Annotated in this window: 14 protein-coding genes; 11 read left to right on the top strand and 3 right to left on the bottom strand. The window is 68.7% G+C overall.

The window, feature by feature from the left end:
- Positions 1 to 3 precede the first annotated feature (3 nt).
- The 7 genes from G6N31_RS18020 (at position 4) to G6N31_RS17990 (ending at position 6,310) form a co-directional block, all read left to right on the top strand.
- Positions 4 to 633: an Rv1363c family protein gene (locus G6N31_RS18020; RefSeq protein ID WP_098000710.1), complete on the top strand. Its 630-nt coding sequence runs from the start codon at positions 4 to 6 to the stop codon at positions 631 to 633.
- Between the two features lie 2 nt (positions 634 to 635).
- On the top strand, positions 636 to 1,439 hold the full coding sequence (locus G6N31_RS18015; RefSeq protein WP_098000708.1) for a mannan-binding family protein: 804 nt from the start codon (positions 636 to 638) through the stop codon (positions 1,437 to 1,439).
- Between the two features lie 2 nt (positions 1,440 to 1,441).
- Positions 1,442 to 2,029, top strand: a complete 588-nt coding sequence (locus G6N31_RS18010; protein ID WP_179964201.1) for a hypothetical protein — start codon at positions 1,442 to 1,444, stop codon at positions 2,027 to 2,029.
- A 65-nt stretch (positions 2,030 to 2,094) separates the two neighbouring features.
- On the top strand, positions 2,095 to 3,060 hold the full coding sequence (locus G6N31_RS18005) for an oxygenase MpaB family protein (protein WP_098000706.1): 966 nt from the start codon (positions 2,095 to 2,097) through the stop codon (positions 3,058 to 3,060).
- Positions 3,039 to 3,644 (top strand): TetR/AcrR family transcriptional regulator, encoded by a 606-nt coding sequence (locus G6N31_RS18000; RefSeq protein ID WP_234815134.1) that lies wholly within the window; start codon positions 3,039 to 3,041, stop codon positions 3,642 to 3,644. Before G6N31_RS18005 ends, G6N31_RS18000 begins: the two co-directional genes overlap by 22 nt.
- Positions 3,645 to 3,711: 67 nt before the next feature.
- A complete protein-coding gene (locus G6N31_RS17995; RefSeq protein ID WP_098000704.1) occupies positions 3,712 to 5,271 on the top strand; it encodes a long-chain-fatty-acid--CoA ligase in 1,560 nt (519 codons plus the stop codon).
- 109 nt (positions 5,272 to 5,380) lie between these two features.
- Positions 5,381 to 6,310 carry an o-succinylbenzoate synthase gene (locus tag G6N31_RS17990; RefSeq protein ID WP_234815151.1) on the top strand — a complete coding sequence of 310 codons (930 nt, stop codon included), beginning with the start codon at positions 5,381 to 5,383 and terminating at the stop codon, positions 6,308 to 6,310.
- Here the strand turns inward: G6N31_RS17990 and G6N31_RS17985 are convergent.
- A complete protein-coding gene (locus G6N31_RS17985; RefSeq protein ID WP_098000702.1) occupies positions 6,286 to 7,944 on the bottom strand; it encodes a glycine/sarcosine N-methyltransferase in 1,659 nt (552 codons plus the stop codon). The two genes, G6N31_RS17990 and G6N31_RS17985, sit on opposite strands and share 25 nt — an antisense overlap.
- Before the next feature lie 244 nt (positions 7,945 to 8,188).
- Positions 8,189 to 8,998: a potassium channel family protein gene (locus tag G6N31_RS17980; protein ID WP_098000700.1), complete on the bottom strand. Its 810-nt coding sequence runs from the start codon at positions 8,996 to 8,998 to the stop codon at positions 8,189 to 8,191.
- Positions 8,999 to 9,204: 206 nt separating this feature from the next.
- Here G6N31_RS17980 and G6N31_RS17975 point away from each other — a divergent pair, with 206 nt between their 5' ends.
- A complete protein-coding gene (locus tag G6N31_RS17975; RefSeq protein WP_098000698.1) occupies positions 9,205 to 10,167 on the top strand; it encodes a GlxA family transcriptional regulator in 963 nt (320 codons plus the stop codon).
- An 11-nt stretch (positions 10,168 to 10,178) separates the two neighbouring features.
- Positions 10,179 to 10,934 carry a DJ-1/PfpI family protein gene (locus G6N31_RS17970; RefSeq protein WP_098000696.1) on the top strand — a complete coding sequence of 252 codons (756 nt, stop codon included), beginning with the start codon at positions 10,179 to 10,181 and terminating at the stop codon, positions 10,932 to 10,934.
- Here the strand turns inward: G6N31_RS17970 and G6N31_RS17965 are convergent.
- Positions 10,909 to 11,766, bottom strand: a complete 858-nt coding sequence (locus tag G6N31_RS17965; RefSeq protein WP_098000694.1) for a type IV toxin-antitoxin system AbiEi family antitoxin domain-containing protein — start codon at positions 11,764 to 11,766, stop codon at positions 10,909 to 10,911. The two genes, G6N31_RS17970 and G6N31_RS17965, sit on opposite strands and share 26 nt — an antisense overlap.
- Before the next feature lie 115 nt (positions 11,767 to 11,881).
- On the opposite strand from G6N31_RS17965, the gene G6N31_RS17960 reads away from it, so the two are divergent.
- Both G6N31_RS17960 and menD read left to right on the top strand, forming a co-directional pair.
- Positions 11,882 to 12,664 (top strand): alpha/beta fold hydrolase, encoded by a 783-nt coding sequence (locus G6N31_RS17960; protein WP_098000692.1) that lies wholly within the window; start codon positions 11,882 to 11,884, stop codon positions 12,662 to 12,664.
- Between the two features lie 2 nt (positions 12,665 to 12,666).
- Entirely contained in the window at positions 12,667 to 14,313 is a 1,647-nt protein-coding gene (gene menD / locus G6N31_RS17955; protein ID WP_098000690.1) for a 2-succinyl-5-enolpyruvyl-6-hydroxy-3-cyclohexene-1-carboxylic-acid synthase, read from the top strand.
- Positions 14,314 to 14,329 lie beyond the last annotated feature (16 nt).

The raw sequence follows: 14,329 nt of genomic DNA, 5'->3' as shown, positions 1-14,329 counted from the left end.
GAAATGTCAGTGATGACCGACCGAGAGCGCGACGACGAGAAGACCGAGGCCGAACCCACGGACGACGCGCAGGCCGACGAGTCTGCCGCGGAGGCGACGGCCGACGGTGCACAGGACTCCGGCACACCGACCGGGGACGGCGATGGTCGCGGGCCGTGGCGCCGTCGCGTGGCGCTCGGCGCGGTGGCGCTGCTGTTGGTCGGCGCACTGGCCACCTCCGGATTCCTGGGGTGGCAACTGTGGCAGGACCGTCAGGTGGCGCGGGCCGGCGACGAGGCGCGCGCAGCGGCCGTCGAGTACGCCGAGGTGTTGACGAGCATCGATTCGGCGAAGGTGGACGAGAACTTCAACCAGGTGCTCGCCGGCGCGACGGGTGAGTTCAAGGACATGTACTCGCAGTCCAGCGCCGAGCTGCGGCAGCTGCTCATCGACAACAAGGCCAGCGCCCACGGCATCGTCACCGAATCGGCCGTCCAGTCCGCGTCGAAGGACGAAGTGGTCGTGCTGATGTTCGTCGACCAGTCGGTGTCCAACGCCGCCGTGCCCGACCCGCGCATCGACCGCAGCAGGATCAAGATGACCATGCGCAACGTCGACGGCCGCTGGCTGGCAAGCAAAGTCGAGCTGCGCTAGTGATGCGCCGATTCGTTCGGGGGAGCGCAGCCGCCATGGTGGCAGCGGCTGTGCTCGCCACCGCATCGCCGGTGTCGGCGTCAGCTCCCGCATTCTGTGGTGAGCTGGGCGGTCAGTGGGACGGACAATTCTGTACGACATCGGTCGTCTCGGAGCGCAAGGCTGTCCGAAACATCAAGATGGCGCTGCCCGGTGATCTGGTCGAGAATCCCGTCATCCGCCAGTATCTGACCACCCTGATGAACAACTGGCGCAACGCGGCGAAGAACATGGTCCAGGACAGCTTCGGCGAGCAGCAGTTCCAGATCTTCCAGCACGGTGACGCGATGACGGCCGTCTTCCACGAGATGTACTCGGGCACAGTCGGTACCGACGCTCTGGCGCATCCGAACGCGCCGATCATCAGCGACGCCTACCGCACCTTCACCTTCGCCGGCGGGCGGCAGCTGCAACTGGCCGATCTGTTCAAACCGGGCGTCGACCATCTGGCCGAGATCCCGCGTCTTGGTGCGCCGTTCATCGTCGCTGCCCTCGACGCCGCGCCTCCGCCGCACCAGCCGGGCACCTATCCGTTCACCCCGGACCGCTGGACGCCGGACAAGGTGTACTCCGGTGGCTACAAGGCCTGGGCACTGACCCCCGACGAACTGATCCTGTACATGCCGGACTATCCGGTGGGCCGCGACTCGCCGATCAACTTCGCCCCTGGCGCCATGCAGTGGTCGATGGACGGCGGCACGGTACAGCCCCGGATTCCGTTGTCGGTCCTGGCGCCGGTGTTGCGCCCCGAATTCGGCGGGGCCTGACGATGTCTCGCTGGCCGGCCGCGGTGCTGGCGGTGTTGTGCATGGCGGGCGCCGCGCCGGCCGGCGCGCAACCCGACGAGGGCGCCGCCGCACCGACGATGCCGGCCTTCGTGCCGCACCCGTCGGACTGGACGCCCGATTACACCGTCTGGCCCTACAACCTCTGGCAGAACCGAGTGACGCCGGAACAGGTCACCGCGCAGCGCGAGTCGTGTCAGTGGTTCAACGCCCAGTACGACGAGCTGATGACGCAGGCGTTCGGGTTTCAGCGCTTTCTGGGTGACCGGCGTGACGACTGGACAGATCCGGCAGTCCGGGCCACCGCGGACGTCGTCGTGGCCAACCTGAACCAGTCGGCGGCGTTCCTGCAGCCGCGCGCGGACACGTTGTTCATCGTCAACTACCCGGACCAGAGTGAGTATTCTCCGCTGTTCCATGGGGATTCGATCTACCGGCTCTGGTACCAGCTCACCCAGATCAGCGACAAGATCAGCAGAGAGGTCCCGGCGGGGCAGATCAACGCGAACACCGCGACGGCGAACGTGTACGGCACCGTGATCCGAGACTCCGGCGTCTGCGCGGGGGCGTGAACCCGTTGTTGACATGTTGACACAGATAACTAGTCTTTGTGTCATAGCCAACCCCGGGAGGCGTCATGGTCGCAGTCGTCAACGAAGCTCCTCAGCGTGCGGCACAGCCCGTCCGGCCGAAGGTGATGCGGGAGTTCCGGAAGCACTCCGGCAGCGTGTTCGGCGGGTTCTTCGGGGCAGCGGCGTTCGACGAGGTCGCCCTGGTCCCGGTGGCGGCCGCGGTGGACAAAACCGGCCGGTTCGCCGAGAACTTCGCCGATCGCGGTGTGCGCAGCGGTTTTTCGGCATTCCTGGCGATCTGGGGTGATGCGCACGACCGCGCGGCCGAGGGGGAGCGGCTCAAGACCATGCACCGCGAGGTGCGGGGCAGGGGCGTCGGTCATTTCGCCGACGTCCGCTACAGCGCGCTGGACCCCAAGCTGTGGAACTGGATCGCGGTCAGTGGCCTGTTCCTGGTGCTGAACTCCTTCACCCCCGCCACCGGGTACTCGCTCAACGACGCCGAGGAGGAGGCCGCGTACCAACAGCTGCGCGAGGCGTTCAGCGCATTGGAGTTGCCCGGCAGGCACGCCAAGCTTCCCACGACCTACGCCGCGGCCCGCGATTACTACGAGACGATGGTGCGGGAAGAGCTGGCCACCAACCCGTTCCTGCGTCGTGTCACCACCGACCTGACCCGGCTGCCCCTGCCCACGCTGGTGCTGCCGCCGGTGTTGCGCAAGGCGCTCACCCCGCCCTGGCTGGTGCTGCGCCCGGTGGCCGGGCGCGTCGTCAAGGTCTGCTCGTTCGGGATCCTGCACCCCGGCATCCGTGAGCTGACCGGATTCGACTGGCGGCCGCGGCACGACCGCGAGTTCGCGCTCTACACCGCCATGCTGCAGCTCGCGTGGCGCACCCTGCCCGATCGTCTGTTGCTCATTCCGTTGGCGCGCAACCGGATCGAGTACGAGAAGCTGGTGCACGTGCACCGTTCGGTCGCGCTGGATTCGTTCGCGCCACCGGCCGGCCGATGCCCGGTCGGTGGACCGTGATGCGTCGGCGCAACAACGACAGCCGGACCGAGCAGGAGTCGGCGATCCTCAAAGCAGCCGCGGAGGAGGTGTCGCTGGTCGGGGTGGGACGGCTCAGCATGGACGTCGTCGCCCGCCAGGCCGGCGTCAGCCGCAGCACGCTGTACCGGCGCTTTCCCACCCGCGACGCGCTGATCACCGAACTCGGCCGCCAGACCTTCGATTTCGCGATGGCCAGGCTGCAGACGGTGGCCATCGACGACGGCCCGCAGCAGGCCGCGGTCGCCGCGTTCCGCGAGGGGGTGCGGCTGTTGAGCGGCGAGCCGGTGATGCGCCGCTTCTTGCAACTCGAGGGCGGCTTCACCGCCACCGCCGACATGGTCGACGAGGCGCGCGAGTTCCTGGTCAGCGCGGCCCGGGCGATGGCCAAGGCGTTGCGCACCGCGGGTGCGACGATGCCCGACGACGCGCTGCTCGCCGTCTGCGAGCTGCACATCCGGCTGGCCGCCTCGTTGGTCCAGGTCGCCACGCCGACCCTGGATGTCGGCGACGACGCCGCCGTCACCGCCTACGCCCGGGCCCATCTGGCCCCACTGGTGCACTGACCATCGACGAGCAGGAGGTTTTGCGAGAAATGCTGAGCGCCGCAACGGGACATGGGACGCTGTGACCATGTCTGAGCTGCCCGAACCCCGCTTCCTCGACGATCGCCTCGCGCATTGGGCGCGAACCAAGCCCGACGCCGAGGCGATGGACTACCTGGACCGGAACTGGACCTGGGCGCAGTGGAACGACCGCGTCCGCCGTCTGGCCGGAGCGCTCAAGGAACGCGGCGTCGGTCGTGGGGACGTGGTGTCGTTCCTGGACATGAATCACCCGGCCTGTGTCGAGCTGACGTTCGCGGCCGCATCGCTGGGCGCGGCCAACGCGATCATCAACTTCCGGCTGGCGGCCGACGAACTCGATTATGTGATCAACGATTCGGGCGCCAAGCTGCTCGTCGTCGGCGCCGAGTTCAAGCCGGTCATCGACAAAATCGCCGACAAGCTGTCCCACGTCGACCAGATCATCACCGTGTCCCCGGAGGGCGACGACGAGTACGAGGCGATGCTGGACTCGGCCACACCCGTCGAGCGCGGCGACGACGTCGACCCGGAGGACGTCGCGATCATCATGTACTCCTCGGGGACGACGGGCCGGCCCAAAGGTGTCGAGCTGACCCAGAGCAACCTGATCGCCCACATCGTCAACAACCACGACGGGTTCACCTTCGACGAGGGTGACAAGAGCATGGTGTCGATGCCGCTGTTCCACGTCGGCGGATCCTCGTATGTGCAGTTCGGCATCCACGACGGTGTGCCGAGCGTGATGACCCGCGAGGTCGACGGCGGGGCCCTGGCCGGGGCCATCCTTAAGGGCGCCAACCGCACGTTCCTGGTGCCGGCGGTGCTGGCAAAGGTGCTCGAGGCGGGGGAGGACGCGGTCAAATTGTTCGCCGCGCTGAAGACCTTCGGCTACGGCGCCTCGCCCATGCCGCTGCCGCTACTGCGCCAGGCCCTCGAGGCGTGGCCGGACACCGACTTCATCCAGGTGTACGGGCTGACCGAAGTGTGCGGCGTGATCAGCCGCCTCATGCCCGAGGATCACCGCAACGAGCGGCCCGAGCGGCTGCAGAGCGCGGGGCGGTTGACCAACAACGCCGAGGTACGTGTCGTCGACCCCGACACCCTCGAGGAGGTACCCACCAACCAGCAGGGCGAATTGTGGTTCCGCACCAAGCAATTGATGAAGGGCTACCACAACAAGCCGGAGGCCACCGCAGAGGCGATCACCGAGGACGGCTGGTTCCGCACCGGCGACATCGGCCGCGTCGACGAGGACGGGTACATCTTCGTCGAGGACCGGCTCAAGGACATGATCATCTCGGGCGGGGAGAACATCTACTCGATCGAGGTGGAGAGGGTGCTCGCCGAACACGACGCCGTCGTCGACGTCGCAGTGATCGGGGTACCCGACGACAAGTGGGGCGAGGTGGTCAAGGCCGTCGTCGTCACCGAGTCGGAGGTCTCCGAGAAGGACCTGATCGCCTTCGCCCGGGAACGGCTGGCCGGTTACAAGTGCCCCAAGAGTGTCGACATCGTCGACGAGCTGCCGCGCAACCCCACCGGCAAGGTCCTGAAAAAGGAACTGCGCAAACCGCATTGGGAGGGCCGCGACCGCGCCACCGTATAGCCGGGTCCCTCCCGGGTTCCCGGTCGTCTTCCGTAGGCTCGGCACGGTGAAGGCTCACGCCGTGCCACTGTCCGACGTCCTCGACCGCCTGCACGTGGTGTCGTTGCCGATGCGGGTGCGCTTCCGCGGCATCACCGTCCGCGAGGTGGCGTTGATCGACGGGCCGCACGGGTGGGGAGAGTTCGGCGCCTTCGTCGAGTATCCGCCCGCCGAGGCGGCGCTCTGGCTGGCCTCCGGGATCGCGGCCGCCTATCAGCCACCGCCGCACCTGCGCCGAGACCGCATCCCGGTCAACGCCACCGTCCCGGCGGTGCCGGCCGCCGAGGTGGCCGAGATCGTGGCCCGCTATCCGGGCGTGCGTACCGCCAAGGTCAAGGTGGCCGAGCCCGGCCAGTCGCTGGCCGACGACGTCGCGCGGGTCAACGCCGTACGGGAGCTGGTGCCGACGGTGCGGGTGGATGCCAACGGCGGCTGGACCGTCGACGAGGCCGTCGCCGCCGCTCACGCGTTGACCGCGGACGGCGCCCTGGAGTACCTCGAACAGCCCTGCCGCACCGTGGCCGAGCTGGCCGAGCTGCGCGGCCGAATCGACGTTCCGGTGGCCGCGGACGAGAGCATCCGCAAGGCCTCCGATCCGCTGTATGTGGTGCGCAGCGGCGCGGCCGACGTCGCGGTGCTCAAGGTCGCGCCGCTGGGCGGCGTGGCCGCGATGCTCGAGATCGCCGCGGCGATCGACATCCCGATTGTGGTGTCCAGTGCGCTGGATTCGGCGGTGGGCATCGGCACCGGGCTGGCCGCCGCCGCGGCGCTGCCGGTGCTCGACCACGCCTGTGGCCTGGGCACCGGCAGCTTGTTCGTCGAGGACGTCGCCGACCCGCGGACGCCGGTCGACGGCTATCTGCCCGTGGCCACCGTGACCCCGGATCCGGCGCGACTGGCCGCGCTGGCCGCCACCCCGGCGCGGCGACAATGGTGGATCGACCGCATCCGGCGGTGCTGGCCGCTGGTGACGGCTCAGGCCGGCTTGCGGAACCGCTGAATTCCCCAGGCAAGGTGGCCCTGGTCGGCGGCGTCGACCCAATTGCGCAGCCCGAGAACCATTTTGTCGAGATACTCGGGCGAGGACTTCTGCTCGAGCTCGCCGCGCCGTGACTCCAGTTCCTGACGTACCCGGTCGTAATGGGTTCGCAGGTTGTCCACCAGGTCGATCTGGTCGAGCACCTCGAATCCGATGGCCTGCGCGGCCTCCCGGTAGAACCGCATCGAGCCCAGGTCGCGAAGGTTGAGCCGGTCGTACACCGGCTGCAGCACGCCGTCGGGCACGTCGTCGGTCTGCATGGGATCGGTGAACACCAGTTCACCACCGGGCTTGAGCAGTCGGAACGCTTCCTCGATCACCTTGCGGCGGTCGGCGGCGTGCAGGAACGCGTCCTGGGACCAGATGATGTCGGCGCAGGCCGGTGGCATCGGGACGTCGTCGAAACTGCCGTGCACGACCTGGATCCGGCGTTCCAGGCCGGCCTGGCGGTTCTTGGCCCGGTTGGTGTCGTTCTGGGTGTCGGAGATGTTGACGCACGTGACCGTGCACCCATGCATGCGCGCCAGGCGCCGCGCCGATCCGCCGTAGCCGGCGCCCAGGTCGATCACCGTCGCCCCGGCGTTTAGATTGGACAGCAGGCCGGCCATCCGGTCCACGGTCTCGACGCCGGCCGCGCCGATGTCGGTGGTGTCCTCATAGCAGCCGACGTGGATGTCCTCCCCGCCCCAGATCAACGAGTAGAAGTTGTCCGCGTCGTCGCTGTCGTAGTAGGCCTCGGCGGCCTCGGTGACCGTGCCGGCGTCGTCATCGTCCACCGACTTCTCGGCGACGTGGACGAAGAAGTCCGGCTCGTTCTCCTGGTAGGTCTCCTGGAAGTCGCCGTAGGTGCGGACCCGCTCGAAGCCGGCCTCCCGGATCAACCGTCGCACATAGTTCTTGCGCAACGGGAACATGTTGAGCGTGTACTCCGACCCGTCCGGGAAGGTGTACTTGAAACGGGCGAGGCCGTCATCGACATGTTCGGGTTCCGCGGTGACCTGCTCCCCGCAGTAGTAGTACTTGTGCTTCGACGAGAAGCCGTGGTCGAGCATCTCGTCGTAGTTGCGCTGATCCAGAATCAGGATGCCGTCGTGGCGCAACGCGGCGTAGAACTCGGCCAGCGCACGGCGGCGGTCCTGTTCGTCGTGCAGGTGGGTGAACGAGTTTCCCAGGCAGATGATGGCGTCGTACTTGCCCTGAATGCTCTTGTTCAACTGTCGCCAGTCGGCCTGGACGCTCTTGAGGATCAGCCCGCGCCTCTTGCCGTTCTCGAACGCCTTGGCCAGCATTGCGGCCGACCCGTCCGCGCTCGTCACGTCGAAGCCGGCCTCGGTGAGGCGCACCGAATGAAAGCCCGTTCCGGTCGCGACGTCGACCACACTCTTCTTGTCCCGCGCGCGCAGCACGTCGATGAAGAAGCGGCCCTCGGACTGGGCGCGCGCATCCCAGTCGATCAGTTCGTCCCACTTTTCCACGAAGCTCATCACGTACTCGCCGCGGTAGAGATCGGTGTCGCGATCAGCGAGCGGATCATCGCCGTAACTCTGTTCACGCAACCGAAGTTCAGCGTTGTCCCGGGTGGTCGTGGAAGTCATGAGACCTTTCTTTTTCCGTTGCCGTGCGCACGCTCTCGGAAAAAGTGGTCACGCGTGCGCTGATCCGTCACTCATGAGGAAATGCGCACGACGTCCGCGGTTTCGGGGGCGAAGTCGTTGCTGCGCCGTTCCCCGCAGGGCGGGGGACGGGCGACTCCCGCCGCACCCACACCGCGGTTCTACCGTAGTGCACCGGGGAGTTTTCGCGACCGCAGGGCAGCGACGGCGGGTGCCGGGCCCGTCCTCAGCGGTTGGACCACGCCTGGCGACGCGTCTCACTCGGGGCGTCGTCATGGCCGGGGTGGCGGCTGTGATCGCGGGTGAGTGTGCGCGGACTCTCGTGGGTGCGCAGCTGCCGGGACAGATGCCGGATCTCGTCGCGCAGCTCGTCGATCTGGGCGGCGGTGGCCGCACGGTTGGCGGAGTCCTCTTCGGACACGCGCTCGACGATCCACGATGCGACGGTCGCGGTGATGACACCGATGAGGCTGATTCCGCCGATCATCAGCAGCACGGCGATGACCCGGCCGGTGACGGTGACCGGATAGGCGTCGCCGTAACCGACGGTGGTGACGGTGACGATCGACCACCACACCGCTTCGCCGAAGTTGGTGATGCTGGCGTCGGCGGCGTGGCGCTCGGTTTCCAGCATGGCCAGTGACGCGACGTAGACCAGCAACGTCGCGCTGGCCGCGGTGTACATCACGACGCGGCCGCGGATCGCGTCGCCGCCGGCGCGGTGCAGCACCTTCACCAGTACCACCAAACGCAGCAGTCGCAGGGGACGCAGGAAGGGGAGCACGACGATCGCAAAATCGAGCAGATGCCGGAAGAACCACCGGACGCGCTGGGGGGCGAGCGTGAGCCGGACGACGTAGTCGACGACGAAGGTGACGTAGAGCGCCGTCATCGCCGTATTGAGGAGGGCATTCGTTGCACCGGAGGGCTGGGCGAGCACCTGCACCGAGTAGACGATCAGAAACGCGAAGGCGACCGCGGCCAGCGCCCATTCGCTGTGCGACTCCCATCGTTCGAGGCGGGTGGCGGAGCCCATCGATCGCAACCTTCCGGGGTCTGAGGCATCGTGCCTGCACGGCGTCGGAGCCGCCGACCGTCACGCTGCCGAGCTGTCTCTGCAGCAGGGGTACCCGCGACGGGCCCCGAAACCGAACTGTACCCACGCGGGACGGAGTGGAGTTGTCCTGATCTGTGGGATGCGTGGCCTAGACGACAAGGCTGGTCTGGCTCGACACTGGGTTCATGGTGCGCACGGTGCTGATCGTCGGGTTCGCCGGTGTGCAGGCGCTCGACATGGTCGGACCGTTCGAGGTGTTCACCGGCGCGTCGGCGTTCGCGGCCGCGACCGGCGGCGATGGTTACGACGTCCGCGTGGTCTCGTCGGGCGGCGCTCCGGTCAGCACCGGCACCGGGCTGACGCTGGTCGCCGAGCCGCTACCCGACCCCACCCAGCCGGTCGACACCGTCGTCATCCCGGGCGGCGTCGGCACCCACGCGGCGCGCCACGACGACGAGCTGATCGGCTGGATCTCCGCGGTGGCGGGGACCGCCCGCCGCGTGGTCAGCGTCTGCACCGGCGCGGTGCTCGCCGCTCAGGCCGGACTGCTCGACGGCTGCGTCGCCACCACGCACTGGGCCTACGCGGCGCAACTGGCCGCCGAGTTCCCGGCCGTCACCGTCGACCCCGACCCGATCTTCGTGCGCAGCTCGGCGAAGGTGTGGACCGCCGCGGGCGTCACCGCCGGCCTGGATCTGGCGCTGGCGCTGGTCGAGGACGACCACGGCACCGACGCCGCGCAGACCGTCGCCCGCTATCTGGTGATGTACCTCCGGCGGCCGGGCGGACAGACCCAGTTCGCCGCGCCGGTGTGGATGCCGCGCGCTCGGCGCACCCCGGTGCGTGATGCACAGGAGGCGATCGAGGCCGACCCCGGCGGGGCGCACAGCGTCGCCGCGCTGGCCGAGCGCGCCGCGATGAGCCCGCGCCACTTCACCCGGGTGTTCACCGACGAGGTCGGCGAAGCGCCCGGCGCGTATGTCGAACGCATCCGCACCGAGGCGGCCCGCCGTCAGCTCGAGGAAACCGACGACACCATGCCCGTCATCGCCGCCCGCTGCGGTCTCGGCACCGCAGAAACGTTGCGCCGCACCTTCATCCGCCGTCTCGGCATATCGCCCGACCAGTACCGCAAGACCTTCGCCTGAGGAGGCCCGCCATGCAGATCGCCATCATGCTCTACCCCGGCTTCACCGCGCTGGACTTCATCGGCCCCTACGAGTCGCTGCGCTACCTTCCCGGAGCCGAGGTCCGGTTCGTGTGGCACGAGCCGGGACCGGTCGCCGCCGATTCGGCGGTGCTGCTCGTCGGCGCCACCCACAGCTTCGACGAAACCCCGGCCCCGGACGTGCTACTGATCCCGGGCGGCTTCTCCTCGATGGAGCACGCCCGCGACCAGAAAGTGCTCGACTGGGTGCGCGGTGCCCACGAATCCACGACATGGACCGCGTCGGTGTGCTCGGGCTCGATGATCCTGGCCGCGGCCGGCCTGCTCGACGGCAAACGCGCCACCTCGCACTGGGCCGCGCTGCCGTTCCTGCGCACCTTCGGTGTCACCCCCGTCGACGACGAACGCATCGTGCGCGCGGACGACAAGACCGTCACCTGCGCCGGTGTGTCGGCAGGCATCGACCTGGGGCTGTGGCTGGCCGGCCAGATCGGCGGCGAAGCCAAGGCCAAGGCCATCCAGCTGTCGATGGAGTACGACCCCCAACCGCCGTTCGACAGCGGGCACATGTCCAAGGCCTCGGCGTCGACCAAGGCGTCCGCGACCGCGCTGATGGGCCGCGAGCTGGTCAAGCCGGCCGCGCTGGCGGCCTCGACCGGCCTGCTGTGGGGCGCCGCCCTCCAGCGACTTCGGCGTGCTGGGCGTCGCTCAGCGTCGACAATCACGCCGAAATCGCGGCGCGGATGACCGCAATGACGCGCTCGGGGTACTCGGTGAGGTCCAGCCACGTAAAGCGCAGCACCTGCCATTTCTGCACCACGATGTCGTTCTGACGCACCCGGTCGATCTGGAACTCCTCGGCACCGCTGTGGAACGCGAACCCGTCGACCTCGATGGCGACCCTGGCGTCGGGGAACGCGACGTCCACGCGGTAGCCACCCACCCGGTAGTTCGCCTGCCATCCGCGCAACCGGGCGCCGCGCAACAGAGTGTGGAGGAGCCGTTCGGCTGCCGATCGGGCGCCGCTATCCGCGGCCTGGAGTAGCAGCCGGGACCGAGGCGACCCGTATCTGCCGGTGTGGCGGAGATGGGCCGCCCAGAGCGCCGACAGATCGACTCCGTTCTGGAGCGCCCAGTCGAGCAGTCTGGCTCCGCCACCCCGTCGGGCGCTGGCTTCGACGACGGTCAGCGCCAGGTTCGTCACCCACATGCCCCTGATCTCGGTGAGGTCGGCCTTCGCAAGATCCCGCCGGCGCGGCCGGCAGCCGTCGCGTCTGCGACCGTTGCTGTCGCGCGGAATCGTCATCTCGACCTCGTCCGGGGCGAACCTGGTCAGACCGTGCCACCAGGCCGCGGTCAGTCCGCTTCCGGCGGCGCGCGGGCCGTAGCTCCACACCGCAGCTCGGATGCGTGCGGCGTCGGTGAACGGACGGTCGTCGACGAAGTACACACCACGCGCATATCGCACCCAGTGGCCGGATCGGACGCGGCGCTGCACCGCGCCGTGGCTGAGACCCGCCGACCGGGCCTGCGCCAACGTGATGACTCCGTCGTGACTTCGCAAAAGCGCCGCGAGCATGTTCTATCGGACGCGCGCGGGCGGCCTCCGGTTCCGTCCCCCGCGATTTCGGCGTGATTTTCGCTGCTCAGCGTCGACAACCACGCCGAAATCACTAGGCAGTAGCCTCGGCGGGGTGAATCTGGCTTATGACGACCGCGGCTCGGGGGAGCCGGTGCTGTTCATCGCGGGTCGCGGCGGCGCCGGCCGGACCTGGCATCTGCACCAGGTTCCGGTGTTCCTTCGTGCCGGCTACCGGTGTGTGACGTTCGACAACCGCGGCGTCGGTGCCACCGAGAACGCGGAGACCCTGACCACCGAGACCATGGTCGGCGACGTCGTGGACCTGATCGAGCAGCTCGGCCTCGCGCCGGTGCGCATCGTCGGGGTCTCGATGGGCTCCTTCATCGCCCAGGAGTTGATGGTGGTGCGCCCCGAACTGGTCCGTTCGGCGGTGCTGATGGCCACCCGCGGCCGTCATGACCGCACCCGCACCTTCTTCGGGCAGGCCGAGCGGGCGCTGCTGGAGTCCGGTGTGCAGCTGCCGCCCGAATACGACGCGAGACTGCGTCTGCTGGAAAGCTTTTCGCCCAAGACCCTCAACGACGACAACGCAGTCCGCGACTGGATCGACATGTTCACGATGTGGCCGCAGAAGCCCACTCCCGGGCTGCGGGCGCAGATGGCCGTCTCGCCGGAGGACAGCCGACTGCCGGCCTATCAGCACATCCGGACCCCGACACTGGTCATCGGGTTCGAAGACGACGTGCTGCTGCCGTCCTATCTGGGCCGCGAGGTCGCCAACGCGATGCCCAACGCCCGCTTCATCGAGATCCCGGCCACCGGTCACCTGGGTTTCATCGAGAAGCCGGAGGCGGTCAACACCGCGATCCTCAATTTCTTCGCCGATAGTCTGTAGGAGTGAACCCTTCGACGGCGCAGGCCCGCGTGGTCGTCGACGAACTGATTCGCGGCGGCGTCCGCGACGTCGTGCTGTGCCCCGGGTCGCGCAACGCACCGCTGGCGTTCGCGCTGCACGACGCCGACCGCGCCGGCCGGCTGCGCCTGCACGTGCGTATCGACGAGCGCACCGCGGGGTTCCTGGCGGTGGGCCTGGCGGTGGCCGAGCGCGCCCCGGTGTGCGTGGCGATGACCTCGGGCACGGCCGTGGCCAACCTCGGCCCGGCGGTCGTGGAGGCCAACTATGCGCGGGTTCCGCTGATCGTGCTGTCGGCCAACCGGCCCTATGAGCTGCTCGGCACCGGGGCCAACCAAACCTTCGAGCAGCTCGGCTATTTCGGCACCCAGATGCGCGCCAACATCAGCCTGGGCCTGGCTCCCGAACAAGCGGGGGCGGCCGCTGACCTCACCTCCCTCAACGCCCAGTGGCGATCGGCGACCTGTCGAGTTCTGGTGGCCGCCACGGGATCTCGCACCGCCAACGCCGGGCCGGTGCAGTTCGACATCCCGCTGCGGGAACCGCTGGTGCCCGACGCCGCCGAACCCGCGGTGCCCTATGCCCCCGAAGGCCGCCCCGGGGGTAAGCCGTGGACCCACACCCCGCCGGTGACGTTCGATCAGCCGCTCGACATCGACCTGACCCCCGACACCGTGGTCATCGCCGGCCACGGAGCCGGCGAGCACCCGAACCTGGCACATCTGCCGACCGTCGCCGAACCGACCGCACCGTATGCGCAGAACCCGCTACACCCGTTGGCGCTGCGGCTGATTCGGCCCAAGCAGGTGATCATGGCCGGCCGCCCGACGTTGCACCGGCCGGTGTCGACGCTGCTGGCCGACCCCTCGGTACCGGTGTACGCGCTGACAACAGGACCGCGCTGGCCCGATGTGTCGGGCAACTCGCAGGCCACGGGAACCCGGGCGGTGACCGCCGGGGCGCCGTCGCCCGGCTGGCTGCGCCGGTGCGCCGAGGCCAATTGCCACGCGGTCGAGGCGGTGCGCGGTCAACTCGCGGCGCATCCGTTGACGACGGGCCTGCATGTGGCCGCCGCGGTTGCCGACGCGCTGCGTCCCGGTGACCAACTCGTGCTCGGCGCGTCCAACCCGGTCCGCGACATCGCGTTGGTGGGCTTCAACACCGCCGAGGTCAAGGTGCGCTCCAATCGCGGCGTCGCCGGCATCGACGGCACGGTCTCGACGGCGATCGGCGCCGCACTGGCCCACGAAGGCGCGGGCGGGCGCACCGTGGCGCTGATCGGCGACCTGACGTTCGTCCACGACAGCTCCGGCCTGCTGATCGGGCCCACCGAACCCACCCCGCGCAACCTGACGATCGTGGTGTCCAACGACAACGGTGGCGGCATCTTCGAGCTGCTCGAGCAGGGCGATCCGCGGTTCTCCGACGTCTCGTCACGCATCTTCGGCACCCCGCACGACGTGGACGTGGGCGCGTTGTGCCGGGCCTATCACGTGGAGAGCCGCCAGATCGAGGCGGCGCAGCTGGCCGAGGCGCTCGACGAGCCGTTCGACGGGATGCGCGTGCTGGAGGTCAAGGCGGACCGGTCGTCGCTGCGGGCGTTGCACGCGTCGATCAAGGCTGCCCTGTGAGCGGAGCGAACGATCG

The sequence above is a fragment of the Mycolicibacterium duvalii genome (genome assembly GCF_010726645.1).
GTDB classification, from domain to species: Bacteria; Actinomycetota; Actinomycetes; order Mycobacteriales; family Mycobacteriaceae; genus Mycobacterium; species Mycobacterium duvalii.
Note: the sequence above shows the minus strand (reverse complement) of the source record. Positions and strands in the feature narration are given on the sequence as shown.

Coding starts and splice junctions, on each gene's coding strand:
- G6N31_RS18020 (WP_098000710.1), top strand. CDS start 4: ATGTCAGTGATGACCGACCGAGAGCGCGACGACGAGAAGACCGAGGCC.
- G6N31_RS18015 (WP_098000708.1), top strand. CDS start 636: ATGCGCCGATTCGTTCGGGGGAGCGCAGCCGCCATGGTGGCAGCGGCT.
- G6N31_RS18010 (WP_179964201.1), top strand. CDS start 1,442: ATGTCTCGCTGGCCGGCCGCGGTGCTGGCGGTGTTGTGCATGGCGGGC.
- G6N31_RS18005 (WP_098000706.1), top strand. CDS start 2,095: ATGGTCGCAGTCGTCAACGAAGCTCCTCAGCGTGCGGCACAGCCCGTC.
- G6N31_RS18000 (WP_234815134.1), top strand. CDS start 3,039: ATGCCCGGTCGGTGGACCGTGATGCGTCGGCGCAACAACGACAGCCGG.
- G6N31_RS17995 (WP_098000704.1), top strand. CDS start 3,712: ATGTCTGAGCTGCCCGAACCCCGCTTCCTCGACGATCGCCTCGCGCAT.
- G6N31_RS17990 (WP_234815151.1), top strand. CDS start 5,381: ATGCGGGTGCGCTTCCGCGGCATCACCGTCCGCGAGGTGGCGTTGATC.
- G6N31_RS17985 (WP_098000702.1), bottom strand. CDS start 7,944: ATGACTTCCACGACCACCCGGGACAACGCTGAACTTCGGTTGCGTGAA.
- G6N31_RS17980 (WP_098000700.1), bottom strand. CDS start 8,998: ATGGGCTCCGCCACCCGCCTCGAACGATGGGAGTCGCACAGCGAATGG.
- G6N31_RS17975 (WP_098000698.1), top strand. CDS start 9,205: ATGGTGCGCACGGTGCTGATCGTCGGGTTCGCCGGTGTGCAGGCGCTC.
- G6N31_RS17970 (WP_098000696.1), top strand. CDS start 10,179: ATGCAGATCGCCATCATGCTCTACCCCGGCTTCACCGCGCTGGACTTC.
- G6N31_RS17965 (WP_098000694.1), bottom strand. CDS start 11,766: ATGCTCGCGGCGCTTTTGCGAAGTCACGACGGAGTCATCACGTTGGCG.